The sequence below is a fragment of the Delftia sp. Lp-1 genome (genome assembly GCF_020523835.1).
Taxonomy (GTDB): domain Bacteria; phylum Pseudomonadota; class Gammaproteobacteria; order Burkholderiales; family Burkholderiaceae_C; genus Comamonas; species Comamonas acidovorans.
Map to the genome: position 1 here is coordinate 437,765 of NZ_JAJALJ010000001.1, position 22,392 is coordinate 460,156.

At 64.7% G+C, this 22,392-nt stretch carries 21 protein-coding genes; 12 read left to right on the forward strand and 9 right to left on the reverse strand.

The genetic code is table 11. The features are described from left to right. Positions 1-4 precede the first annotated feature (4 nt). From LGR64_RS01905 to LGR64_RS01920, 4 genes are read right to left on the reverse strand one after another with little or no spacing between them, the layout of a single operon-like run. Positions 5-1,240, reverse strand: a complete 1,236-nt coding sequence (locus LGR64_RS01905) for a c-type cytochrome (RefSeq protein WP_230354925.1) — start codon at positions 1,238-1,240, stop codon at positions 5-7. A 12-nt stretch (positions 1,241-1,252) separates the two neighbouring features. Further along, positions 1,253-2,074, reverse strand: coding sequence for an ABC transporter ATP-binding protein (locus LGR64_RS01910; protein WP_016450923.1), 822 nt, complete (start codon positions 2,072-2,074; stop codon positions 1,253-1,255). Next, positions 2,068-3,123: an ABC transporter permease gene (locus tag LGR64_RS01915; protein WP_141835294.1), complete on the reverse strand. Its 1,056-nt coding sequence runs from the start codon at positions 3,121-3,123 to the stop codon at positions 2,068-2,070. Before LGR64_RS01915 ends, LGR64_RS01910 begins: the two co-directional genes overlap by 7 nt. Further along, on the reverse strand, positions 3,120-4,226 hold the full coding sequence (locus tag LGR64_RS01920) for an ABC transporter substrate-binding protein (RefSeq protein ID WP_013800720.1): 1,107 nt from the start codon (positions 4,224-4,226) through the stop codon (positions 3,120-3,122). The genes LGR64_RS01915 and LGR64_RS01920 overlap by 4 nt, the downstream gene beginning before the upstream one ends. Positions 4,227-4,444: 218 nt before the next feature. Between LGR64_RS01920 and LGR64_RS01925 the strand changes: the two genes are divergently transcribed. The 7 genes from LGR64_RS01925 (at position 4,445) to LGR64_RS01955 (ending at position 11,272) form a co-directional block, all read left to right on the forward strand. After that, the gene (locus tag LGR64_RS01925; RefSeq protein WP_141835292.1) at positions 4,445-5,848 is read left to right on the forward strand and encodes an O-acetylhomoserine aminocarboxypropyltransferase/cysteine synthase family protein; all 1,404 of its coding nucleotides are present in this window, start codon (positions 4,445-4,447) and stop codon (positions 5,846-5,848) included. 35 nt (positions 5,849-5,883) lie between these two features. Further along, a complete protein-coding gene (locus LGR64_RS01930) occupies positions 5,884-6,987 on the forward strand; it encodes an isopenicillin N synthase family dioxygenase (RefSeq protein WP_141835289.1) in 1,104 nt (367 codons plus the stop codon). Positions 6,988-7,034: 47 nt separating this feature from the next. Next, entirely contained in the window at positions 7,035-7,847 is an 813-nt protein-coding gene (locus LGR64_RS01935; RefSeq protein WP_141835286.1) for a MetQ/NlpA family ABC transporter substrate-binding protein, read from the forward strand. 13 nt (positions 7,848-7,860) lie between these two features. Next, positions 7,861-9,003, forward strand: coding sequence for a methionine ABC transporter ATP-binding protein (locus LGR64_RS01940; RefSeq protein WP_099732835.1), 1,143 nt, complete (start codon positions 7,861-7,863; stop codon positions 9,001-9,003). After that, positions 8,981-9,646, forward strand: coding sequence for a methionine ABC transporter permease (locus LGR64_RS01945; protein ID WP_013800725.1), 666 nt, complete (start codon positions 8,981-8,983; stop codon positions 9,644-9,646). Before LGR64_RS01940 ends, LGR64_RS01945 begins: the two co-directional genes overlap by 23 nt. A gap of 111 nt (positions 9,647-9,757) precedes the next feature. Continuing rightward, a complete protein-coding gene (locus LGR64_RS01950; protein ID WP_185751011.1) occupies positions 9,758-10,246 on the forward strand; it encodes a VOC family protein in 489 nt (162 codons plus the stop codon). An 87-nt stretch (positions 10,247-10,333) separates the two neighbouring features. Then, positions 10,334-11,272, forward strand: coding sequence for a CysB family HTH-type transcriptional regulator (locus LGR64_RS01955; protein WP_013800726.1), 939 nt, complete (start codon positions 10,334-10,336; stop codon positions 11,270-11,272). A 20-nt stretch (positions 11,273-11,292) separates the two neighbouring features. On the opposite strand, the gene LGR64_RS01960 is transcribed toward LGR64_RS01955, so the two are convergent. The 5 genes from LGR64_RS01960 to LGR64_RS01980 all read right to left on the reverse strand — a co-directional run bounded on the left by LGR64_RS01960 (position 11,293) and on the right by LGR64_RS01980 (position 16,831). Then, complete coding sequence (locus LGR64_RS01960) at positions 11,293-11,784, reverse strand: GNAT family N-acetyltransferase (RefSeq protein WP_034397032.1); 492 nt, start codon at positions 11,782-11,784, stop codon at positions 11,293-11,295. Between the two features lie 72 nt (positions 11,785-11,856). Then, complete coding sequence (locus LGR64_RS01965; protein ID WP_034397031.1) at positions 11,857-12,975, reverse strand: bifunctional nicotinamide-nucleotide adenylyltransferase/Nudix hydroxylase; 1,119 nt, start codon at positions 12,973-12,975, stop codon at positions 11,857-11,859. A 46-nt stretch (positions 12,976-13,021) separates the two neighbouring features. Further along, positions 13,022-14,722: an NAD+ synthase gene (locus LGR64_RS01970; RefSeq protein ID WP_230354926.1), complete on the reverse strand. Its 1,701-nt coding sequence runs from the start codon at positions 14,720-14,722 to the stop codon at positions 13,022-13,024. A gap of 19 nt (positions 14,723-14,741) precedes the next feature. After that, positions 14,742-15,941 (reverse strand): nicotinate phosphoribosyltransferase, encoded by a 1,200-nt coding sequence (gene pncB / locus LGR64_RS01975; RefSeq protein WP_230354927.1) that lies wholly within the window; start codon positions 15,939-15,941, stop codon positions 14,742-14,744. A 56-nt stretch (positions 15,942-15,997) separates the two neighbouring features. Then, a complete protein-coding gene (locus tag LGR64_RS01980; protein WP_230354928.1) occupies positions 15,998-16,831 on the reverse strand; it encodes a cysteine hydrolase in 834 nt (277 codons plus the stop codon). Between the two features lie 312 nt (positions 16,832-17,143). On the opposite strand from LGR64_RS01980, the gene LGR64_RS01985 reads away from it, so the two are divergent. The 5 genes from LGR64_RS01985 (at position 17,144) to LGR64_RS02005 (ending at position 22,391) form a co-directional block, all read left to right on the forward strand. Further along, on the forward strand, positions 17,144-17,515 hold the full coding sequence (locus tag LGR64_RS01985) for a DUF2304 domain-containing protein (protein WP_141835280.1): 372 nt from the start codon (positions 17,144-17,146) through the stop codon (positions 17,513-17,515). Continuing rightward, positions 17,512-18,981 carry a mannose-1-phosphate guanylyltransferase/mannose-6-phosphate isomerase gene (locus tag LGR64_RS01990; RefSeq protein WP_230354929.1) on the forward strand — a complete coding sequence of 490 codons (1,470 nt, stop codon included), beginning with the start codon at positions 17,512-17,514 and terminating at the stop codon, positions 18,979-18,981. The genes LGR64_RS01985 and LGR64_RS01990 overlap by 4 nt, the downstream gene beginning before the upstream one ends. Position 18,982: 1 nt before the next feature. Beyond that, the gene (locus tag LGR64_RS01995) at positions 18,983-20,062 is read left to right on the forward strand and encodes a glycosyltransferase family 2 protein (RefSeq protein ID WP_230354930.1); all 1,080 of its coding nucleotides are present in this window, start codon (positions 18,983-18,985) and stop codon (positions 20,060-20,062) included. Positions 20,063-20,197: 135 nt separating this feature from the next. Further along, complete coding sequence (locus tag LGR64_RS02000) at positions 20,198-21,016, forward strand: ABC transporter permease (RefSeq protein ID WP_230354931.1); 819 nt, start codon at positions 20,198-20,200, stop codon at positions 21,014-21,016. Beyond that, positions 21,006-22,391: an ABC transporter ATP-binding protein gene (locus LGR64_RS02005; RefSeq protein WP_230354932.1), complete on the forward strand. Its 1,386-nt coding sequence runs from the start codon at positions 21,006-21,008 to the stop codon at positions 22,389-22,391. Before LGR64_RS02000 ends, LGR64_RS02005 begins: the two co-directional genes overlap by 11 nt. Position 22,392: the final 1 nt, after the last annotated feature.

The window sequence follows — 22,392 nt, forward strand, 5'->3', positions numbered from 1 at the left end:
TCCCTCAGTGCACAAACCCACCCTTGATGAACCGCACGGGCTCGGCATCCATGCGAGCGATCAGGGCCCCGAGGCCGTCGGATGAGCCGTCGGATGAGCCATCGGACGGGCCGGCGGTTGCCGCAGCGGCCGTCGTCGCCTCGATCGTCATCCTCGCGGGCGTGTCCGTGCGGCAGACCAGGTCGTCCTCCGACCAGCCCTGGGTGCCCGGACGCGATAGCGCGCGCAGCCAGCCGCTGCGGTCGCCCAGCCATTGCATGCCCTGCAGCTGCTCCGAGCCGCTGAGCAGGGCCATGGCCTGCCAGGCGCGCGGGTCGTTGACGGTGCAGTCCAGGGCGCTGGCGGCGCGGTTGCCGCCATCGGGCGACAGCTGCAGGCTGACCAGGCGCGGGTCTTCCTGCACCGGGCCGCTGCCAGCCACCACCCTCAGCCGCTGCTGGCGGCTTTGCCAAGTGCTCAGGCGGCGTGCGGGCTGGCCTGCGCACTGCACGGCCATGTCGGGAAGGCCCACGGGATAGGGCCAGTTGCCGGCGATCTGCAGCATCTGGCCTGCGGCGCGGGCCTTCATGAAGTCGATCAAGGCCCAGGCGTCGTCGCTGGACAGCCGGTCGGCCTGGCCGTGTGCCCGTGCGCCGTCGCCAGACTCCACGGGGCGGCGGTCATGAAGAATGGCCCAGAGCAATTCCCCATCGGCGCGGCGCCACAGCAGCGGGCTGGTGAAATTGGGAGGCCAGACCGGCTGGCTGGCGGCCAGCGGGCCGTGGCCCCGGCCATCGGCACCGTGGCAGGCCGTGCAGTGCTGGGCATAGACCGCGCTGCCGCGCGCAATGCTCTCCACGCTGAAGCCCGTGGGCGAGGCATGGAAGCTGGTGGCATGCGCAGGCACCAGGATCAGGTCGGCACGCGGCCAGGGGGCCAGCAGCAGGGCGAGCGCGGCCAGCGCGGTCAGCACCAGGGCCGGCAGGCGGATGCGGCGCAGAACCAGTGCCAGCGCCAGGGCCAGCACCAGCAAAACGATGGCGGTGGCCACGGCCGCCAGCGACCACAGCAGGCCCCGGGCCTGGCCCAGGTCGATCAGCAGGTTTTCGCCGGACAGGCGCAGGGCCCAGGGCCAGGCAGGCTGGCCGTCCACCGTGCCGGCCAGGCCCAGGCCGTGCAGCAGCTGCAGCAGGCCGACCTGGGCCTGTTGCATGGCGCCGATCAAGGGGTTGAGCCAGTCGGGGGAGTCGCTGCGTTGCATCGGAGGCGGGCGCTACCAGGTCTGGTCCAGGCCCAGGTGGCGCAGGGCCTCGTGGCGCAGCTCGGACAGGCGGGCGTGGCCGCGCTGGCGCGGGTAGGGCAGGTCCACATCGATCTCGGCCACGATGCGGGCAGGCCGCTGGCTGAAGACCAGCACGCGGTGGGCCAGGAAGAGGGCCTCTTCCACATCGTGGGTGACCAGAAGCACGGAAAAGCCTGCGCGCTGCCAGATCTTGAGGATTTCGCTTTGCATGGCCAGCCGCGTCAGCGAGTCGAGCTTGCCCAGCGGCTCGTCCAGGATCAGCAGGCGCGGGTCGTTGACCAGGGCGCGCGCCAGGGCCGCGCGCTGGGCCATGCCGCCCGACAGCTGGTGGGGATGGCTGTCCGCGAAATCCTCCAGCCCCACCAGGCGCAGGGCCTCGTCGATGCGGTGGGCCTGGCTGTCCAGCAGGCCGCGTGCCTGCAGGCCCAGGGCCACGTTGCCGCGCACCGTGCGCCAGGGAAACAGCGTGGGGTCCTGGAAGACGACGATGCGCGAGGGATCGGGCTCGGTGATGGCCGTGCCGTCCTGCGCCACGGCGCCTGCCGTGGGCGCGTCCAGCCCGGCCACCAGGCGCAGCAGCGTGGACTTGCCGCAGCCGCTGGGACCCAGCAGGGCCACGAACTCGCCAGGCCGCACCTGCAGGCTGACCTCGTCGAGCACCTGCAGCGCGCCCTGTCCCTGGCCGAACCAGTGGCTGACGGCCTGCACATCGATGGCCGCGCCGGCTAGGGCCGCCCCTGCGATGGCGGGCGTGGCTGCGGCGTTGGCGGCGTGTTCTGCGGCAATCACCATTTGACGGTTCCCTTCTGCCACGACAGCGTGCGGTCGCGCACGGTGAACAGCAGCGTGATCAGGCCCGAGCACAGCACGGCCATGACCAGCAGCGCCGTGTACATGTTGGCGTAGGCTGCCCAGCCCTGGGCCCACTGCAGATACCAGCCCAGGCCGGCCTTCACGCCCATCATCTCGGCCGTGATCAGCACCGAGAACGAGGCGCCCAGCCCCATGAACAGGCCCACGAAGACCTGGGGCAGGGCGGCCGGGATGGCCACGCGCAGCACCAGGAACCAGGGCGATGCGCCCAGCGTGCGCGCCACGTCGTAGTAGCTCTTGCTGACCGATGCCACACCGGACCAGGTCAGCACGGCCACCGGAAAGAACGTGGCCAGCGCCACCAGGAACACGGCTGCCGAGTAGCTCGACGGCGCGAAGAAAAAGGCCAGCGGCAGCAGGGCCGAGGCCGGCACCGGCCCCAGGAAGCGCAGCAGCGGATGCACCCAGTAGCCCGCGATGCGCGACCAGCCTATCCACACGCCCGTGAGAAACCCGATCACCGCGCCGAACACGATGCCGTTGAGCAGCAGCCGCAGCGAATACAGCGTGGACAGGCCCAGGCGCTGCCAGTCCTCATGGACCACGTCGATCAGGCTTTGCGGCGGTGCGAAGAACGGCGGCGGCAGCGCGCCGAGCTTGGCCGTCAGCGTCTCCCACAGCGCCAGCAGCAGCGGCGCGGCCACCAGCCAGGCACCGGCCGGGCGCAGCCAGCGGTCGATGCGCCGTACGCGCCGTACTCGTCGCACAGGCAGCGCAGCCGATGCCAGCAGCAAAAGGGCCACGATCAGGGCGGCAATGCCGAATTCCTGCGTGAATGCCCATTCGCTGAAGCCGATCTCCTTGTTGGGCCACAGCAGGGTCAGCATGCCCAGGCCGGCCCAGGCGGCGGCGGCCAGCAGGCCGGTGCGCCAGGGGCCTGCCTTGCGCGTGCCCTGCGCCTGTTCCCGTTCCAGGCCGGGTGCGGTATCCGTGGCGCCCAGGCGCCAGCGTGGTCTTGCGGTGCTCATGCCAGCACGTCCAGCGTGATGTGGCTGGCAAAGCGGCCAGGGTCGGTCTGCTTCTTGAGCACGCCGGCCGTGCGGAAGTCGGCCGCAAAGGCCTGGACCTCGTCGCGCAGCGGCTTGCCGTGCGGATGGTGCTTGAAGGTCAGCTCGGCCAGCAGGCGCTGCAGGTCTTCGACGGGCACCTTGGGCGAGTACTTGGCAAAGATCTTCGCCGTTTCGTTGGGGTTCTCGGCGATGTAGTCCGAGGCCTGGGTCAGCGCGCGCACCACGCTGGCCGCTGCGGGCTTGTTGGCCCGGGCGAACTTTGCGCCTGCGCCGATCACGCAGCAAATGCTTTCGGCGTACTCGTTCTTGGCGCTGTTGCCCAGTTCGAGGAAGGTGCCGGGGTTGCGTTTCTCGATCAGGTAGAGATTGGGGTCGCCGTCGGCAATGGCCTGGATCTCGCCCTTCTTGGCGGCCACATCCAGCAGGTCGGCCGGGTAGACGCGCCATTCGATGTCCTTGTCCACATCCAGGCCGCGCTTGGCCAGGTGGATGGAATAGAACTGCTTGGCCGGGCTGTTGAGATCGGCCACGCCGATGGTCTTGCCCTTGAGCGTGCTGGGGTCCAGCGTGACGCCGGCCGACTTCAGGCCCACCAGGCGCAGGCAGCCGCCGTGCACGCTGCCGATGAGCTTGACATCCAGCCCCGCCTCCAGCGGCTTGATCCAGCGGTGGATCAGGCCCGCGCCCGCATCGGCCTTGCCCGTGGCCAGCGCCTCCAGCAACTGGTCGGCCGAGCCGCCCCAGTTCAGCAGTTCCACATCCAGGCCGTTGCGCTCGAAAAAGCCGCGCTCCAGCGCCACGGGAATGGGCGAATGGCAGAAGCTGGCCTGGCTCCAGGCAAAGGTGATCTTCTGGCGCGGCTGCGCCCCGGCGCGGCCGCTGAACCAGGCGGCCGATCCCAGCGCGCCGGCTGCGGCGCCGGCGCGGATCAGGGTGCGGCGCGAGAGCGAGGGCTCGGTCGCCTCGGGAGCATCGAGCGCCCCGAAAGCACCGCAATCGGCGCCATGGGCGCAGCGGCTGTCCTGGGTCCTGTCGATCTCGGTCTGGGTCTTGCGGGTCATGGAACTCCCTCCAAAGCAGTTTCGGGACTGCCGATGCTGTCCGCTGAGTGCCGTGTTTCCAACGACGCAAAACGCGCATCCATATGTGCGTGGCAACTAGGAAGGGCGCGGCCCGGCGACATGCGCAAACCGAATAAGCGAACGCGTTTTTCTTCGTAGTGCGCAGGGCGCGGGCTTCGAATAATGGGCTGCATCGACCACTCATACGGAGTCCATGCATGACCTCAGCGACCGGCACCGAGTCCGCCCCGCACGACGCAGCCAGCGATGCGCTGTGGCAGCAGGACACCCAGGCCCTGCACGCCGGCTACCGGGGGCGCGAGCAGCAGCGCAGCGCGGCCGTGCCCATCTACCAGAGCACCTCTTTCGTGTTCGACAGTGCCCAGCACGGCGCCAACCTGTTCGGCCTGGTGGAGGAGGGCGATGTGTACTCGCGCACGGCCAACCCCACGCTGGCGGTGCTGGAGCAGCGCATTGCGGCTCTCGAAGGCGGCGTGGCCGCGCTGGCCCTGGCCTCGGGCATGGCCGCCATCGACGTGGCGCTGGCCACGCTGGCCAGTGCGGGCGACCATGTGGTCGTGGCCTCGCAGCTGTATGGTGGCACGCACAACTTCATCGCCCATGTGCTGGCCTCGCGCGGCGTGCAGAGCACGGCCGTGGCCAAGGATGATTTCCAGGCGTTGCGCCGGGCGATAGGGCCGCGCACCAAGGCCGTGTTCGTGGAGTCCGTGGGCAATCCATCGGGCGGCATTGCCGACCTGCGCCAGCTGGCCGACATCAGCCATGCGGCGGGCGTGGCCCTGGTGGTGGACAACACCGTGGCTTCGCCGCTGCTGCTACGGCCCTTCGACTGGGGCGCCGACATCGTCGTGCATTCGGCCACCAAGGCCATCGGCGGACACGGCAATGTGCTGGGCGGGCTGATCGTGGACAGCGGCCGCTTCGACTGGGTGGTGCACGCGGGGCGCTACCCGCAGTTCAGCGCGCCCGAGCCGGCCTACCAGGGCTTTGTCTTCACCGAGAAATTTCCCGACCGCGCCTTCATCGCGCGGGCCCGTGCCGTGCTGCTGCGCAACTGCGGCGCGGCGCTGGCGCCGCACAGCGCCTTCCTGCTGCTGCAGGGCCTGGAGACGCTGGGCCTGCGCCAGGAGCGCGCCAGCCGCAACACGCTGGCCGTGATCGATTTCCTGCAGGCTCATCCGCTGGTGGAGCGCATACACCACGCCAGCCAGAGCGGCCACGCCGACCACGCGCTGGCCCTGCGCCAGCTGCGCGGCGGGCATGTGCCGGCGCTGCTGGGCTTCGAGCTGCGCGGCGGCCGGCCGGCGGCGCGCGCCTTCTATGACGCGCTGCGCCTGTTCCTGCGCCTGGTCAACATCGGCGACAGCAAGTCGCTGGCCGCCATTCCTGCCGAGACCACGCACAGCCTGCTCAGCGACGAGGAACTGGCGCGCGTGGGCATTGCGCCCGGGCTGGTGCGCCTGTCCATCGGCATAGAGCATCCGCAGGACCTGCTGGCCGATCTGGAACAGGCGCTGGACCATGCGGTGTTGGCTGCAGAACGCGAACAAGACCGCGAACAAAACCGCGAGCAAGACCGCGATCAGCGCCTGGCGGCCTGAGCGCCCCTTCCTTCCCACTTTCCTGGCAGCACAGCATGAGCACCTTGACAGCATCCACTCTCGACGCGCCCGCCGCCACAGCGGCAACCCCGGCCCTGCCCGTCATCGACCTGCAGGCCCTGCGCGACCCGGCCACGCAGGCCCAGGCGCTGCGCCAGCTGGCGCGCACGGCGCGCGACACCGGCTTCTTCTACCTGGAAGGGCATGGCATAGGCCGGGACGCATGGCAGGGCATACAGCGGCGCGCGCGCGAATTCTTTGCGCAGCCGCTGGCGGACAAGCAGGCGCTGGCCATTGCCAACACGCGGCACTTCCGGGGCTATACGGCCGTGGGCATGGAGATCACGCGCCAGCGGCCCGACCAGCGCGAGCAGATCGACCTGGGCGAGGAGTCGCCCGCGATTCCCGCAGGCCCCGGCGTGCCGGACTGGAAGGGGCTGCAAGGCCCCAACCAGTGGCCGCAGGCCTTGCCCGGGTTCCGCGAGGAGGTGCTGGCCTGGCAGGCGGCAGCGCATGGCGTGGCGCTGGAGCTGCTGCGCCACTTCGTGGCCGCGCTGCAGCTGCCCGAGGGCGCGCTGGACGCCCTGGTCAGCGGCCTGCCTGCGCACCGCATCAAGATCATCCACTACCCGGGCAGCGAGCTGGGCGCAGCAGGCCAGGGCGTGGGCGCGCACAAGGACGGCGGCCTGCTGACCCTGCTGCTGCAGGACGAGGTGGGCGGGCTGCAGGTGGAGACGCCGGCCGGCTGGGTCGATGTGCCGCCGCGCGACGGGGCCTTCGTCATCAACATCGGCGAGATGCTGGAGCTGGCCACCAACGGCTATCTGCGCGCCAACGTGCATCGCGTGCTGGTGCCGCGCGCGGGCGTGCAGCGCTACTCCATCGCCTACTTCCTGGCGCCGCGCCTGGACCTGGGCCAGGTGCCGCTGCTGACCCTGCCGCCCGAGCTGGCCGTGCTGGCCACGGGGCCGCAGAGCGACCCGGACAACCCGCTGTTCAGCCATGTGGGCGAGAACGCGCTCAAGGGCCGCGTGCGCTCCCACCTGGATGTGGCCCAGCGCTTCTATCCCGAGCATTTCGCCCGCCTGCAGGCCCAGGCCCGCGCGGCCGGCCGTGAGTTGCACCCCGGTGCCTATTGATCGATTCCTGTTGATCGGTGCCTGTTGATTCTTGAAAGGACTGTGCGATGGACAAGCGAGTATTTCTGCGGGGACTGGCGGCGGGGGCCTCGGTGGCGGCGATGTCAGGCGCCATCCGGGCCGCGCAGGCCGGCCCGCTGCGCGTGGGCGTGCGCGGCGGCGTGGACGAGGAAATCTGGGAGGTGGTGACCCGCGTGGCACGCGAGCAGGGGCTGCAGGTCAAGCCCGTGGTCATCAGCGGCGCGGCCAGCCCCAACGAGGCGCTGAACAACGGCGACATCGAGGCCAACTCCTTCCAGCATGTGCCGTTCCTGCGCGACCAGAACCAGCAGCGCGGCTACAGGCTGGTGGCGGCCGGCGACACCTACATCTCGCCCATCGCCTTCTATTCGAAAAAGCACAAACGCCTGGCCGACCTGCCCGCTGGCGCACGCCTGGGCATTCCCAACGATCCCAGCAACCAGACGCGCGCGCTGGTGGTGCTGCAGGACCAGGGCATCCTGAAGCTGCGCGAGGGCTTCGACCCCTTCAAGGGCACGGCGGGCCTGGCCGACATCGCCAGCTACCAGAAGAAGGTGCAGCTGGTGGAGGCCGCTTCGGTGGTGCTGGCGCGCTCGCTGGACGATCTCGATGCCTCGGCCATCGTCAACAGCTTTGCCTACCAGGCGGGGCTCATCGCCACGCGCGATGGCATTGCCGTCGAAAGGCGCGCGCGCAATCCCTACGTGAACATCATTGCCGTGCACGAGCGCGACCGCGCTGCACCCTGGGTCGCGGCCCTGCTGCGCGCCTACCAGTCCGAGCCCGTGCGCCAGTTCATCGTGAGCAGGTACCAGGGCTCGGTGCTGCCGGCCTTCTGAGGCGTGTAAGGCAATGAAGGTGGAACAGGCGGCGGCCGGCGAGCCCCATGCAATTGATGCGCTGCAGCGGCCGCACATCGTCTTCGAGGGCGTGCGCAAGCACTACCCGGGCACGGGCACGGGAAGGAGCGCGGGCGAGCCTGTGCACGCACTGCAGGCGCTGAGCTTCGAGGTGGCGCGTGCCGAGGTGTTCGGCATCATCGGCCGCAGCGGTGCCGGCAAATCCACGCTGCTGCGCACCATCAATGCGCTGGAGCGGCCCAGCAGCGGCCGCGTGCTGGTGGACGGCACCGATGTCGCCACGCTGGACGAGGACGCGCTGGTGGCGCTGCGCCGGCGCATCGGCATGATCTTCCAGCACTTCAACCTCCTGTCCTCGCGCACGGTGTACGAGAACGTGGCCCTGCCGCTGCAGGCCGCGGGCTGGCGGCCCGCGCTCGTGCGCGCGCGGGTGGACGAGCTGCTGGCCCTGGTGGGGCTGGCGGACAAGAGCGGCGCCTATCCGGCCCAGCTCTCGGGCGGGCAAAAGCAGCGCGTGGGCATTGCGCGCGCGCTGGTGCACGAGCCCGAAATCCTGCTGTGCGACGAGGCCACCTCTGCCCTGGACCCCGAGACCACGCAGTCCATCCTGGAGCTGCTGCGCGAGATCAACCGCAAGCTGCGGCTGACCATCGTGCTCATCACGCACGACATGGCCGTGATCCGCGAGGTCTGCGACCGCGTGCTGGTGCTGGACCAGGGCCGGCTGCAGGAGATCGGCGAGGTCTGGAAGCTGTTTGCGGCACCGCGCTCGGAGGCAGCGCGTGCGCTGTTGCGGCCGCTGCGGCAGGCCTTGGCGGCGGACCTGGAACTGGTGGCAGCGGCCGATGGCCCGGAGGCCGTCGCCGTGCTGGCCATCGGATGGGCCGACGGCGGCAGCCAGCAGGGCCTGCCGCTGGCGCAGCTCCAGGTGCTGGGCCCGCGTGCCCGCTTGCTGCAGGGCGGGCTGGACTGCATGCGCGGGCGTTCGCAGGGCCGCCTGCTGGTGGGCGTGCCGGTGCAGGATCTGCCGTCGTCGCTCTCCCCGCTCTCGCCGGCCGCGCTGTCTTCCCTTCAACAGGCGCTGGGCGCCGATTCACTGCAACTGCTTGGCCATGTCCCTGCCCCCGCTCGATAAATACCTGCAGGCCTTTCTGGAAACCCTGCTGATGGCGGGTGCGTCCTCGCTGATCGCCATCGTTGCCGGGCTGGCGCTGGCCATCGTGCTGCACACCACGGCGCCGGGCGGGCTCTACGCCAGGCCGCGCCTGTACCGGGGGCTGTCGGCGGCGGTGAACATCGGCCGGGCCATTCCCTTCATCATCCTGTTGGTGGCCTTGCTGCCGGTGACGCGCGCCATCGTGGGCACCACGCTGGGCACCTGGGCGGCGGTGGTGCCGCTGTCGGCCAACCTGATTCCGTTCTTTGCGCGCATCGCCCAGGTCAGCCTGGGCGAAGTGGACGGCGGCCTGGTGGAGGCGGCGCGCGCCATGGGCCTGCGCCGCCCGCAGATCGTGCGCCAGGTGCTGCTGCCCGAGGCGCTGCCGGGCCTGATCGGCGGCATGACCGTGAGCGTGATCGCCATGGTCAATGCCTCGGCCATGGCGGGCGCCGTGGGGGCGGGCGGCCTGGGCGACCTGGCCATCCGCTACGGCTACGAGCGCTATGAGACGCGCGTGATGTTCGAGGTCATCGTCATCCTGGTGGCCCTGGTGTCGGTGCTGCAGTTCGGCGGCGAATGGCTGGCGCGCCGTGCCGACCACCGGCGTTCGATCTCTTGAGATGATTTGGAAATAACAGACTGAATTTTTATTATTTTTGGTTTTTTCGACTTGTCTCGACAATGGCCTGCAGCAGCATTCGGGCTGCTGATTCTTTTCCGAGACGCTTCGATGACCCACACCACACGCCCCGCCTGGCCTTCCCCTCTTGCCGGCCGCACTGCCATGAAGCCGGGCGTGGCCATCGTCTGTGGCGTCCACCATGTCCAGCTGTCCTTCCCGGCGCGCGCCCAGGCGGCCATGGAGCGCTTTTATGGCGAAGTGCTGGGCCTGTCTGCCTTGTCCGTTGCCGGGCGTCCGGGCCTGAGCTTTCTGGCCGGCGGTCAGCGCATCGATCTGGTGCCCTACAAGGGGCAGTCCGGCGGCACCGAGCGCGCGGCGGGCAACCTGGTGCACCTGGCGCTGACGGTCAGCGACGTGGATGCGCTGCGCCAGCAGTTGCTGGTGCACGGCGGCCTGGCGCTGGAGGTGGCGCCCGTGAGCGAGGGCCGGCGCTGCTATGCGCGAGACCCCGCAGGCAATCTGATCGAGCTGCTGGAGCTGCCCCGCGAGGCAGCGGCCGATGCCCCGGACGAGCCGGCCGTGGCCTGTTCGGCCTGAAAGCCTCTCACCGTCCCCTCTCTCTTTCCTTCCTGCTTTTGCCTTCCACAGGCCCGGGCCGCACCGGCCCCGGGCGGAGCCTTGCCCATGAACTTCCAGCAACTGCGCTATGTGCGCGAAACCGTGCGCCGCGGCTACAGCCTGACCGAGGTGGCCCACACGCTGCACACCTCCCAGCCCGGCGTGAGCCGTCAGATCCGCGAACTGGAGGAAGAACTGGGCGTGGAGATCTTCATCCGCGCAGGCAAGCGGCTGACCGGGCTGACGCCGCCCGGCGAGGCGCTGCTGCCCATCGTCGAGCGCCTGATGCTGGAGGCCGACAACCTGCGCCGCGTGGGCGCCGACTTCAGCGCCAGCGAGCAGGGCCGGCTGTCGATTGCCGCAACCCACTCCCAGGCCCGCTATGCGCTGCCCCATGTGGTGCGTGACTTCCGCCAGCGCTATCCGCAGGTGCGCCTGCACCTGCACCAGGGCTCGCCCGAGCAGGTGGCGCAGATGCTGCGCAGCGGCGAGGCCGACATCGGCGTGGCCACCGAGGCGCTGGCCGGCTATGAAGGCCTGGTCGCGCTGCCCTGCTACCGCTGGACGCACGGCGTGGTCGTGCCGCCCGGCCACCCGCTGCTGCAGTCGCAGCAGGCGCTGACGCTGGAGGCGCTTTCGCGCTTTCCTATCATCACCTACGAGCAGGGCTATACGGGCCGCGCCCACATCGACGAGGCCTTTGCGCGCGAGGGCCTGGAGCCCGACGTGGTGCTCACGGCCATGGACGCCGACGTGATCAAGACCTATGTGGAGCTGGACATGGGCGTGGGCATCGTCGCCTCGGTGGCGCTGGATGCCGAGCGCGACCAGGGCCTGCGTACCCTGGACGCCGGCCACCTGTTCGAGGTCAACACCACGCGGCTGGGCCTGCGCAAGGGCGCCTGGCTGCGCGGCTATGCCTATGCCTTCATCGAGACCTTCGTGCCCACGCTGACGCGCGAGGTGGTCGAGCAGGCCGTGCGCCAGGGCGTGGAGCCCGAGTAGGCAGACAAAGGGGGCCGGCCTCAGGCCGGCTCGCGCGCCATCTCCAGCAGGGTGTCGCCGGTCACGCGGTAGCGGATCCACTCGGTCTGGGGCAGGGCGCCCAGGCGGTCGTAGAACTCGATGGAGGGCAGATTCCAGTCGAGCACGCTCCACTCGAAGCGGCCGCAGTCCTTCTCGACGGCGATCTGCGCCAGGCGGCGCAGCAGCGCCGTGCCCGCGCCCAGGCCGCGCGCCTCGGGCGTGACGTAGAGGTCTTCGAGGTACAGGCCGTGGCGGCCCTGCCAGGTCGAGTAATTGAAGAAGTAGACCGCAAAGCCCACGGGCTGGTCGCCATGCAGGCAGATCAGGCCGAAGACGGCGGGGTTGTCGGCAAACAGGGTGCGCTTCACATGCTCTGGCGTGGCCAGGACTTCATGCTCGGCTTTTTCATAGACGGCGAGTTCGCGCACGAAGCGGACGATAAGTTCGGCGTCATCGGGGGTGGCGGGTCGGATTTGTAGGGTGGTAGTCATTCAATCGCGGGGGAACACGGGAAGCCCGGAAAAACGGTATTGCGGCGCAAGATGGCGCCGCAATCTCCGGTTTTAGCCGATTTTCGCGCCCGTGTCCGCCAGGGGCTGTTGCACCGGAAGGGGCAGGAACTGGCGCAGGATCTGGAAATGGTCCTCGAAGAACGCGCTTTCCATGGCGGGCAGGTCGCAGACGGCCACCCAGCGCGCCAGTGCCGCATCGTCGCCGCCCTGCACGGGCGGCAGCGAGGGCAGCACGCCCAGGTCCAGGTAATGCACATGGGTGATGGTGCGCCCGCGCAGGCTGCGGTCGGGATGGTCGAAGACCTGCACGGACTGCAGGGCCGCCTGCAGGTCGGCCTCGCTGAGCGTGGAGCAGGTCTCCTCGCGCAACTCGCGCAGGCAGGACTGCCACAGCGTGTCGCGCGGCTCCAGGAAGCCGCCCGGCAGCGCCCACAGGCCCAGGCCCGGGGCATGGCCGCGGCGTATCAGCAGGATGTGGTCCTGTTGCGCGTCTTCGTGCGGCACGCGGCAGCGCAGCAGCGCATCCACGGTCACGAAGACGGGTGGGTAGGGCGCCGCAGCCCAGGCCTTGCGGTACCGGGCCAGCATGCGCCATTCCTCGCACATCTGCGCATGGACGGGCGTGGTGGCCCATTGACGCAGGAACTGCAGGGTGGCGGGCGGCACCTGGGCGGCCAGGGCTTCGAAGTCCACGCCGGATTCGCCGAAGTAGATGTCACGCAGCGGCGTGGCGTCGAACTGGCCCAGGCGCGGCAGGCTGATCAGCTGCCAGCGCGGAAAGCGCGCCAGGTAGCCGCTGGTCGCGTCCTTGAAATGGCCGACCAGGGCCACGCTGGCGCCTTCGGGCACGCAGGACTGCACGGCCTGCTGCACGGCCTGTACCCACAGCGGCTCGTTGTAGTAGTCGCGCACGGGCACGCAGTGCAGACGGGCCGCGTCCGCGGGCGGCAGCGCCTCGCGCAGCATCTGCGCGCGTTCCTGCCAGCTGAAGGGGTTCTTGGGATTGGGCGCCTGCCAGGCGCTGCCCAGCACGACGACGATCTGCTCGGCACGCTCCAGCGCCGCGCGCAGCAGTGCCATGTGGCCGTTGTGCAGCGGCTGGAAGCGCCCGATCAGCACGGCGGTGTGCACGCGCTCGCTGGTGGCCGGGGTTTCGGTGGGGGCGTCCATGGCGGCAGTCTCTTGCATAAACAGGCTCGGTGGCTTCACTCTGGCTTCATTCGTAGTGGGCGGCAATGGGCATCTGGCGCCCGGTACCGAAGGCGCGCGGGCGCACGCGCAGTATGGGCGGGGCCTGGCGGCGCTTGTACTCGCTGCGGAAGATCATGCGCTTGACGCGGTCAACCAGCTCGGCCCCGCCGGGTTGGTCCAGCAGCTGGGTCACAAAGCGCTCGGCCGTGCCGTATTCGGCGGTGGACAGGTGCCGGCCCTCGATGGCGTATTTGAGGATTTCGTCCAGCACCGCATAGGGCGGCAGGCTGTCCTCGTCCTTCTGGTCGGGCGCCAGCTCGGCCGAGGGCGGCTTGTCGATGATGGCCTGGGGAATCAGCTCTCGGCCCGCACTGTGGTTGATGTGGCGCGACAGCTCGAAGACCTCGGTCTTGTACAGATCGCCCAGCAGGCCCAGGCCGCCGTTGGTGTCGCCATACAGCGTGCAGTAGCCCACCGATATCTCGGACTTGTTGCCCGTGGTCAGCAGCAGGTGGCCGAAGGCGTTGGAGTACTCCATCAGCGTGGTGCCGCGGATGCGTGCCTGCAGGTTCTCCAGCGGCAGGCCCTGCAGCGGCTGGCCGAAGCTGGACTCGAACTGGCGCGCATAGCCGTCGACCAGCTCGCGGATCGGGTGCTCATGCAGCGTGATGCCCAGGTTGCGGCACAGGATCACCGAGTCATCCACCGAGCCGCTCGACGAAAAGCGCGAGGGCATGGTGACGGCCACCACGTTGTCCGCGCCCAGGGCCTCGGCCGCCAGGGCCAGGGTCAGCGCGCTGTCGATGCCGCCCGAGCTGCCGACCACCGCGCGCGTGAAGCCGCAGCGGCGCGCATAGTCGCGCAGGCCCAGCACGATCTGGCGGCGGTAGAACTCCATGGTGGGCAGGCCTTCGGCCGGCACGCTCATGCAGGGCTGGCCGGCCGCGTCGAGGAAGCGCCCATCGTCGAACTGCAGCGTGCGCAGGTCTTCGACAAAGCGCTCGGCCTCGAAGACCACGCCGCGCCCGGGCTCCACCGCGAAGGAGGCGCCGTCGAACACGATCTGGTCCTGGCCGCCGATCTGGTTCACGTAGAGGATGGGCAGGCCGTGGCGCGTGGCCGCCTGGCCAAAGATCTCGTGGCGCTGCTCGCGCTTGCCCAGGTGGCTGGGGCTGGCGTTGATGCTGACCACCAGGTCGGGGGCGGCGTCGGCCATGCGCGCGAAGGGGTTGGTGGCGTAGTCGGCACCGGCGTCGTTCCAGCCGTCCTCGCACACCAGAAAGCCCACCTGGGCCTGGCCTATGCGCAGCACCTTGGCCGCGTCGGGGCCGGGCTCGAAGTGGCGGCGCTCGTCGAAGATGTTGTAGGTGGGCAGCAACTGCTTGTCGTAGCGCAGGCGCACGGCGCCGTCCTTGAGCACCAGCAGGCTGTTGTGCAGTGGCTTGCCCGGCCCGCTGGCGCGCGTGGGCGCGCCGATGACCCAGTGCAATTGCGGCCACTGGCGCGTGGCCTGCAGCAGCTGCTCCAAGCCTTGCTCCAGGCGTTCGCGAAAGGCGGGCTCGTCCAGCAGGTCGCCAGGGTAGTAGCCGCACAGCGACAGCTCGGGAAAGACCAGCAGGTCGGCCTGCGCGTGCGCGGCGCGGGCAGCGGCCTCGGCCATGCGGGCCACGTTGCCGGCGATGTCGCCGACGGTGGGGTTGAGTTGGGCAATGGTGATGCGCAGCATGAATGGAGCCTTGACGGTGTCAGGCGGCGACAGGCTGGGCCAGGCCGAAGACCTGGCGCAGATAGGCCAGATAGGTTTCGTCGTTGCACAGCGTCTTGCCCGGCGAGTCCGAGATCTTGGCCACGGGCTGGCCGTTGGCGTGGGTGAGCTTCATCACGATGTTGATGGTCTCCAGCCCCATGTCGTTGGTCAGCCGCGTGCCGATGCCGAAGCCCAGCTGTATGCGGTCGGCAAAGCGCTGGTACAGGGACAGGGCCGTGTCCAGGTCCAGCCCGTCGGAGAACACCAGGCGCTTGGCCTGCGGGTCTATGCGCAGCTTCTGGTAGTGGGCGATGGCCTTCTCGCCCCAGGCATACGGGTCGCCCGAGTCGTGCCGCAGCCCGTCGAAGAGCTTGGCGAAGTACATGTCGAAATCGGCCAGGAAGGCATCCATGCCCACGGTGTCGGTCAGGGCCACGCCCAGGTCGCCCCGGTACTCCTGCACCCAGTCCTCCAGCGCGGCGATCTGGAAGTCGCGCAGGCGCACGCCCTGGGCCTGGTAGCTCTGCAGGTACTCATGGGCCATGGTGCCTATGGGCACGATGCCGAAGTCGCGCGCAAGCAGCACGTTGGACGTGCCCTTGAACCACTGCGCCGTCTGCGTGGCAAAGGCCTGGACCACCTCGCGCTGCCAGGCGCCCGAGAAGCGCCGGCGCACGCCGAAGTCGAACAGCTCGAAGGGATTGCGCAGCCTGGCCTCGCAGGCCAGGTGGCGCAGGCGCTCGATCTTGCCGGCCAGGCGCCTGCGGCCTTCGGCCAGCGCCGCCTCCGCGTCGAAGCGCCGGAAATACAGCTCGTTGACGATGGCCAGCACATAGATCTCGAAGCCCATCACATGGACCTGGGGGCCCTTGGCCTCGATGTGCAGGGTGTCGCCATCGGCCCAGGCACGGATGAAGGCGCGCTGGAACTGGAAGATGCGCAGAAAGTCGATGAAGTCGCTCTTCATGAAGCGCAACCCGCCCAGGTAGGCCAGGTCTTCGGGCGTGAAGCGCAGCGCGCACAGGGCGTCCAGCTCGCGCTCCACCTCGGGCAGCAGCTCGGCCAGCGGGAAAGCGGTCTTCGTGCGGCAGACGAATTCGTACTCGGCCTCGGTCTGGGGATTGCGGTGCAGCATGGCCTGCCACATCGTGAATTTGTAGAGATCGGTGTCGAGCAGGCTGGTGATGATGGGAGCCATGGTGCGATGCTGGGGAAACAGGAAAGGGGGCTGCGCGCGGGAAGGCGGTCCGGCCCCTACAGGTGGAGTTCTTGGCTGGAGGCCAGCCGCAATCCGCGGGCCTGCATGGCTGCCAGGAAATCATGGTGCGCGGACTCGAAGCCCGGCACCGGGCTCATGGCGTCGTGCATCAGCACGATGCGCTCAGGATGGGGAAGGTGCTCGACCAGATGCTCGACCGTGGAGCGCACGCAGTGACTGCTCGCCTCGCCCGCGACCACCAGTATGTCTGCCTGCCCCAGCCGCTCCAGCAAGGCTGTATTCAGCAAGGTCGCCGGATCGGCAGGGTCGGGCACCTCGGCCAGCAGCGCGCTGTAGTGCTCGGTCCAGGGATTGAGCCCCTTGAAAACGTTGTACACGGCGCGCTGGCGCTGCTGCTGCCAGTCGCCGCAGGCCGCCAGCACATCGGCATGGATACCGTGGCCCCAGCTGCCCACTTCGCAGTGCACGGGCCAGACCATCAGCGTGTAGCGGCTGTTGGCTTCGAGTGCATCCAGATAGTCCAGGCTGCGCTGCAGCGCCTCGGCGTTGCGCGGCCGGAACACCCCCGCCCGCACCTGCGCCGCCGTGATCGCGGTGAACGGCGCCACATCGCCGCTATCGTCGCCATCGCCCTGTTGCCAGAAAGCCGGATGGGCGATGTCGTAGCGCTGGTGCGAGTCCAGAGTCACCGTGATGGCGTCCACCTTCGCCCCCTCGCGCCGTATCCAACCGGCAAGCCGCTGCATGTTGGCATGTGCGCCCGCCACGGGAAGGCTGGGACGTTGCCCGCCGGGGCGCCAGTCGTCAGGCAGATCGCAGAAGTCGTTCTGGGGGTCTATGACCAGGAGCTGGGTGGTGGCAGATGGCATGGGTGAGTGCACGAAAGCAACAGCGCGGACGTGTATCAGGTGAATGCTTCAGTGTAGTGCTGCGGGAGCCCGGTCTGCTTTCAGGGCTGATCCTGCAAGTGCTCTGGTTTTGGCAAAGCAGGTCGCAACTCCCTGTCAAGGGCAGGGAGGAACAAGCAGGGCCAGCTCCTTCAGAACATGATGCGGAACCTACAATGGGAGGTTTTACGTATTTCGTTGGCGGTTTTGCCTGTTTCAGACCGCCATTGCGCTGATTTCAGGCGTGCCCTGCATCAACCGAATGGATTCATTCGGTAGCTTTTGATTATCAATATGGCATCCCTTCAGGTAACAACGACTTTCATGGGTGTAGGGTTGGCCGCGCTGATTCTGTACCTGATCCGGCGCGACCACCTCTACCTCATGCACGGGCTGTTCTGGGTCGTCGTTGCCGCGGCTGCCGTCGTGCTCGGCGTCTGGCCAGGGATGATCAACCGCCTGGCAGCAGGCCTGGGCATCAGTTATCCACCAGCCATGCTGCTGCTGCTGGCCAGCATCGTCCTGCTCATCAAGGCCTTGCATGCCGACATGGTCAACACCCGCATCGAGCGTGATGTGCGGCGGTTGAACCAGCGGTTGGCAATGCTGGAGGCTGATGCTGAGGACATGCGACGTTCAGTTGAACCTGGTCAAGCGTCGCTATGAGTGCATTACTGCTGAGCGTTGTCCTTTGTGGTGGTTCTGGCACCCGGCTGTGGCCGCTTTCGCGTGAGACCTATCCCAAGCAGTTCCTCGCGCTGACGGACGAGATCACCATGTTGCAGCATACGGTCGTCCGCCTGAAGGGTTTGGCAGACCGCATACCGCAGGCGCCCAAGCCCCTACTCGTTTGCAACGAGCAGCACAGATTCCTGGCAGCGAGCCAACTTCTGCAAATCGGCTTGGAACAGTGCCCCATCTTGCTGGAGCCCGCTGGGCGCAATACCGCGCCAGCGCTTACTCTGGCTGCATTGCAGGCCAGTGTGGAACACGACGATCCTGTTTTGTTGGCAATGCCAGCGGACCATATGATCACCGAATCTGGTGCCTTCCATGCTGCAGTTGAGAGTGCCTATTCTGCTGCGATCCGTGGATGCATGGTGACTTTCGGAATCGTTGCTGTCCGGCCCGAGACGGGTTATGGATACATCCATTACGGGCAGTCCGACGAGGCTGGGCTGCATGCGGTGCAGGGTTTCAAGGAAAAGCCCACTGCCGCGCAGGCGCAGTGCTATCTCGATGCCGGCGATCATCTGTGGAACAGTGGACTGTTCATGGTGCGAGCCAGCGTATGGCTGCGTGCCATCGCCGCTTGCAGGCCCGACATTCTTGAGGCCTGCAGTGCTGCCATGCGCAGTGCTTGCCGGGACGTTGACTTCATCCGTCCGGTCGCCGATGCGTTCCTGTCCTGCCCGTCCGACTCCATCGACTATGCCGTCATGGAGCGCCTGCCGATAATGCCCTCGCTTGAAATTCCTGCTCTTGTGGTGCCTCTTGACGCTGGATGGTCCGACTTAGGTGCTTGGGACGCCTTGTGGGATGTGCATGACAAGGACGAGAGGGACAACTCGCTGAGCGGCAATGTCCTTCAACGCCATTGCGATAACTCCTTGCTGATGTCCAGCAGCCGTTTGGTGGTGGGCGTAGGCCTCGAAAACATGGTGGTGATCGAAACACCGGACGCCGTACTCGTTGCCGACAAGCGGCAAACACAGGAAGTCAAGCAAATGGTCACTTTGCTGGCGGGTAGTGAAAACGGGCAAACCTTCACCCGCTCTCACCGCAAAGTGCATCGCCCATGGGGCTGGTATGACAGCTTGGATCGTGGCGAACGCTTTCAGGTCAAGCGCATCGTCGTCAATCCCGGGGCCAGCCTGAGTTTGCAGATGCACAACCACCGCGCCGAGCACTGGGTTGTTGTGAAAGGCATGGCTGAAGTCACGCGTGATGAACAGTGTTTCTTTCTGAATGAAAATGAGTCAACCTACATTCCACGGGGACATAAACACAGATTGAAAAATCCCGGGAAATTTCCATTGGAAATAATAGAGATCCAGTCTGGTGATCTTCTGAGCGAAGATGACATAGTTCGTTTCGATGATGCTTACGGCCGTGTAACCAGGGGCCGCTGAAATGAAAAGTAAAATAGAAGCCTGTCAGGTCGAAGATCTTGAAGAGGTAGTCAATCATTGCAAAGAAGCAGGGGGCGGTGCTGGTATTGGGTTGTTGCTCATTAACTTCAATACCGCCGTTCAGACCATACGCTGTCTGGATTCGATTTTAAATTCCAGTCTAATGCCCGACAGTATCCTGCTTCTGGATAATGCATCGGAGATAAAAGATTTCAATCTGTTGGTGCAGCACTGCAACTCCCGTTCTATTCCAGGGTTGAATCTGTATAGATCATCAATCAATCTTGGTTTTGCACAAGGAAGTAATCTATTGATCGAGCTGGCATTGCGGGATGAATCCTGTGACAAGATCGTACTGCTCAACAACGATGCCATCGCGGAAAAAGAAATGCTGCATCGTCTGTGCGAGGCTCTGAGATCGCCGGGGAGAATAGGTTTGGCCGGTGGCCGTATGCACAGGCTTTCTCATCCTGAGCAGGTTGATACTCTTGGGATATCCATATATGCGAGCCTGATGCCCGCGGACAGAAAATCCCTGGATGATGGATACATAGGACCCACAGGCGGCTGCTGTATCTTGACCAGAGAAATGCTGGAAGATAGCAGATCTGTTTTTGGCTATTATTTTGATCCTCGTTTTTTTTGTTATTGTGAGGATACAGATCTGGCATTGCGATCTCTTTTGCTTGGATATACGCCTGCCTATATAGATGAGCTGTTGGCGTTACACGAAGGGCAGGCGAGTAGTGGGAAAGTAAACAATTTTGTGGCTTACCATGGCTTGCGCAATGTGTTCTGGATGCATATCAAGCTTATGCCGCGTGCCCTGTTGTGGAAACACGGAATTCTGATTCTATTGGCCCATTTTTTAACAGTGGGAAGGCATTCCGTCAATGGAAGGTTCGGGCTGTTGATCAATATCTACAAGGATGTTTTTGGCAGGATGCCAGAGTTCTGGTATGAGCGTCGAAGAATAAAGAACTACATGAGAGAGAATGGGCATGTCATCGATTCGCTGCTAACGCAACGGTTCTATAGAAAAGGGTATGCACGCCAGTTATGGAAATCTATGCGGGGCTGATCCCTTGAGCTGATTTTCTGGAGTTGAAATAATTTGGGTTCATGAGTCTATTTCATGAAGGCGGGTGGAAATGTTTGGTAAAAAATCAAAGATGGTCAAGAAGGCACTGGTTGCTGGTTGGAAGGTGTGCTCCTGATGCAGCATTTTTCAGTCAGCCCAAGGGAAATGGTAGCCAGCCTCTGGCGGCATAGGGAACTTGTCTATGCGTCTGCCAAGCGCGAGGTGCTAGGAAGATACCGCGGCTCCGCTTTGGGGTTGCTGTGGTCCTTTTTCAACCCGATTTTCATGCTGGCGGTATATACATTTGTTTTCAGCGAAGTATTCAAGGCGCGCTGGAATCCTGGGAGTGAGTCCAAGACGGAATTTGCCTTGGCATTATTCGCTGGATTGATCATTTTTAATCTGTTTTCCGAATGCGTTAACAGAGCACCCAATCTTGTACTGTACAACCCCAATTATGTGAAAAAAGTTCTGTATCCGCTTGAGATATTGCCTTTTGTTGCATTTCTATCTGGTCTCTATCACGCCTTGGTCAGTCTGGCTGTATGGATGGTTGCTTATCTGATATTTTTTGGGATACCTCATCCTACAGTGCTGCTATTGCCGCTGATTATTGTTCCATTCGGACTGTTTATTATGGGGGTCAGCTGGGGACTTGCTTCCTTGGGCGTATTTTTACGAGACGTTTCCCAGTTTATTGGCGTATTGACCATGGTCTTGATGTTTCTCAGTCCTGTCTTCTATCCGGTGAGCTCATTACCAGGAAACTATCGTCATATCCTCTATATCAACCCTTTGACCATAGTGATAGAGCAGACTCGCGACATTCTTTTCTGGGGAAAGCTCCCTTCGGTTACATCCATGCTGATTTACTGGGTTGGCTCCATTGCTATTGCCTGGTTGGGTTTTGCTTGGTTTCAGAAAACAAGAAGGGGTTTTGCGGATGTTCTCTGAAAATGCGATCGAAGTCCATGATTTGAGCAAGTGCTATCAAATCTACGATACTCCGCGTGACCGCCTGAAGCAATTTCTCCTTCCTGCATTGAGAAGATCTGTTGGGCTCACGGAAGAAAAGTATTTTCGTGAATTCTGGGCATTGAGAAACGTCAATTTCTCAATAAAAAAAGGAGAGACTGTCGGGATTGTCGGAAAAAACGGCAGCGGGAAATCCACATTGCTGCAGATCATATGTGGAACGCTGGCTGCTACGACTGGGAGAGTGGAAACAAATGGTCGTATTGCCGCGCTGCTGGAATTGGGGGCCGGATTTAATCCGGAATTCACGGGGCGGGAGAATATCTACCTGAACGGCTCTGTTTTGGGTTTGAGTCGGCAGGAAATTGAAAATCGTTTCGACGAAATACAGTCTTTCGCAGATATTGGGCAGTTCATAGATCAACCGGTAAAAACCTACTCCAGTGGCATGGTTGTGCGCCTGGCATTTGCAGTCGCCATCAATGTCGATCCCCAGATCCTGGTGGTGGATGAGGCGCTTTCGGTGGGCGACGAACTTTTCCAGCGCAAATGTTTTTCCAGGATAGAAGCCATCAGAGCTGCAGGTGCCACAATTTTGTTTGTATCGCACTCTGGCGGAACGGTGGTGGAATTGTGTGATCGCGCAATCTTGCTGGATGGTGGTGAGCGCATTGCCATGGGGATGCCCAAGAAGATTATTGGACGGTACCAGAAACTTTTGTATGTGCCGGAGAATCGTCGAAACGAGATACGAGAAGAAATACGGCGGGAAGATGCCGTTGGGGCCGTGGAAATGGAGAAATCCAGAGAAGCTCCAGTGGTTGACATTGACGAAAACCAAATCGAACCTGCTGAACTGCCTGAAAGCTACGACCCTGCGCTCAAGCCCGTAAGCACCATTTCCTATGGTTCTTATGGAGCCTTGATCGAAGATCCTGCTATATATTCACACGGTGGGGAACTTGTCAATAACCTCAATAGAGGGAAGAGCTATTTTTACCGCTACAAGGTCAGGTTCAGTCAATCAGCCAGCAATGTCAGATTCGGCATGATGATAAAAACGACAAATGGTATTGAACTGGGTGGAGGGGTATCGGCCGCCTCCAATAGGGAAAGCCTGGCATTTGTGGAGGCAGGATCTACCTTCAATGTGGAGTTCGAGTTTTCCTGCCAGTTGAATTCGGGAGTGTATTTTTTGAATGCGGGTGTGGTCGGAGAGCTGAATGGCAGCGAGACATATCTGCATAGATTGGTCGATGTCGCAATGTTCCGTGTGCTATCGGAGACGAACAATCTCGCAACGGGAGTTGTTGATTTCTCTTGTATGCCAAATATAGAATTTGAGAATAATTAAT

Excerpts from the sequence above, each read along its gene's own strand:
- LGR64_RS01905 (WP_230354925.1), bottom strand. The coding sequence starts at position 1,240 with ATGCAACGCAGCGACTCCCCCGACTGGCTCAACCCCTTGATCGGCGCC.
- LGR64_RS01910 (WP_016450923.1), bottom strand. The coding sequence starts at position 2,074 with ATGGTGATTGCCGCAGAACACGCCGCCAACGCCGCAGCCACGCCCGCC.
- LGR64_RS01915 (WP_141835294.1), bottom strand. The coding sequence starts at position 3,123 with ATGAGCACCGCAAGACCACGCTGGCGCCTGGGCGCCACGGATACCGCA.
- LGR64_RS01920 (WP_013800720.1), bottom strand. The coding sequence starts at position 4,226 with ATGACCCGCAAGACCCAGACCGAGATCGACAGGACCCAGGACAGCCGC.
- LGR64_RS01925 (WP_141835292.1), top strand. The coding sequence starts at position 4,445 with ATGACCTCAGCGACCGGCACCGAGTCCGCCCCGCACGACGCAGCCAGC.
- LGR64_RS01930 (WP_141835289.1), top strand. The coding sequence starts at position 5,884 with ATGAGCACCTTGACAGCATCCACTCTCGACGCGCCCGCCGCCACAGCG.
- LGR64_RS01935 (WP_141835286.1), top strand. The coding sequence starts at position 7,035 with ATGGACAAGCGAGTATTTCTGCGGGGACTGGCGGCGGGGGCCTCGGTG.
- LGR64_RS01940 (WP_099732835.1), top strand. The coding sequence starts at position 7,861 with ATGAAGGTGGAACAGGCGGCGGCCGGCGAGCCCCATGCAATTGATGCG.
- LGR64_RS01945 (WP_013800725.1), top strand. The coding sequence starts at position 8,981 with ATGTCCCTGCCCCCGCTCGATAAATACCTGCAGGCCTTTCTGGAAACC.
- LGR64_RS01950 (WP_185751011.1), top strand. The coding sequence starts at position 9,758 with ATGACCCACACCACACGCCCCGCCTGGCCTTCCCCTCTTGCCGGCCGC.
- LGR64_RS01955 (WP_013800726.1), top strand. The coding sequence starts at position 10,334 with ATGAACTTCCAGCAACTGCGCTATGTGCGCGAAACCGTGCGCCGCGGC.
- LGR64_RS01960 (WP_034397032.1), bottom strand. The coding sequence starts at position 11,784 with ATGACTACCACCCTACAAATCCGACCCGCCACCCCCGATGACGCCGAA.
- LGR64_RS01965 (WP_034397031.1), bottom strand. The coding sequence starts at position 12,975 with ATGGACGCCCCCACCGAAACCCCGGCCACCAGCGAGCGCGTGCACACC.
- LGR64_RS01970 (WP_230354926.1), bottom strand. The coding sequence starts at position 14,722 with ATGCTGCGCATCACCATTGCCCAACTCAACCCCACCGTCGGCGACATC.
- pncB (WP_230354927.1), bottom strand. The coding sequence starts at position 15,941 with ATGGCTCCCATCATCACCAGCCTGCTCGACACCGATCTCTACAAATTC.
- LGR64_RS01980 (WP_230354928.1), bottom strand. The coding sequence starts at position 16,831 with ATGCCATCTGCCACCACCCAGCTCCTGGTCATAGACCCCCAGAACGAC.
- LGR64_RS01985 (WP_141835280.1), top strand. The coding sequence starts at position 17,144 with ATGGCATCCCTTCAGGTAACAACGACTTTCATGGGTGTAGGGTTGGCC.
- LGR64_RS01990 (WP_230354929.1), top strand. The coding sequence starts at position 17,512 with ATGAGTGCATTACTGCTGAGCGTTGTCCTTTGTGGTGGTTCTGGCACC.
- LGR64_RS01995 (WP_230354930.1), top strand. The coding sequence starts at position 18,983 with ATGAAAAGTAAAATAGAAGCCTGTCAGGTCGAAGATCTTGAAGAGGTA.
- LGR64_RS02000 (WP_230354931.1), top strand. The coding sequence starts at position 20,198 with ATGCAGCATTTTTCAGTCAGCCCAAGGGAAATGGTAGCCAGCCTCTGG.
- LGR64_RS02005 (WP_230354932.1), top strand. The coding sequence starts at position 21,006 with ATGTTCTCTGAAAATGCGATCGAAGTCCATGATTTGAGCAAGTGCTAT.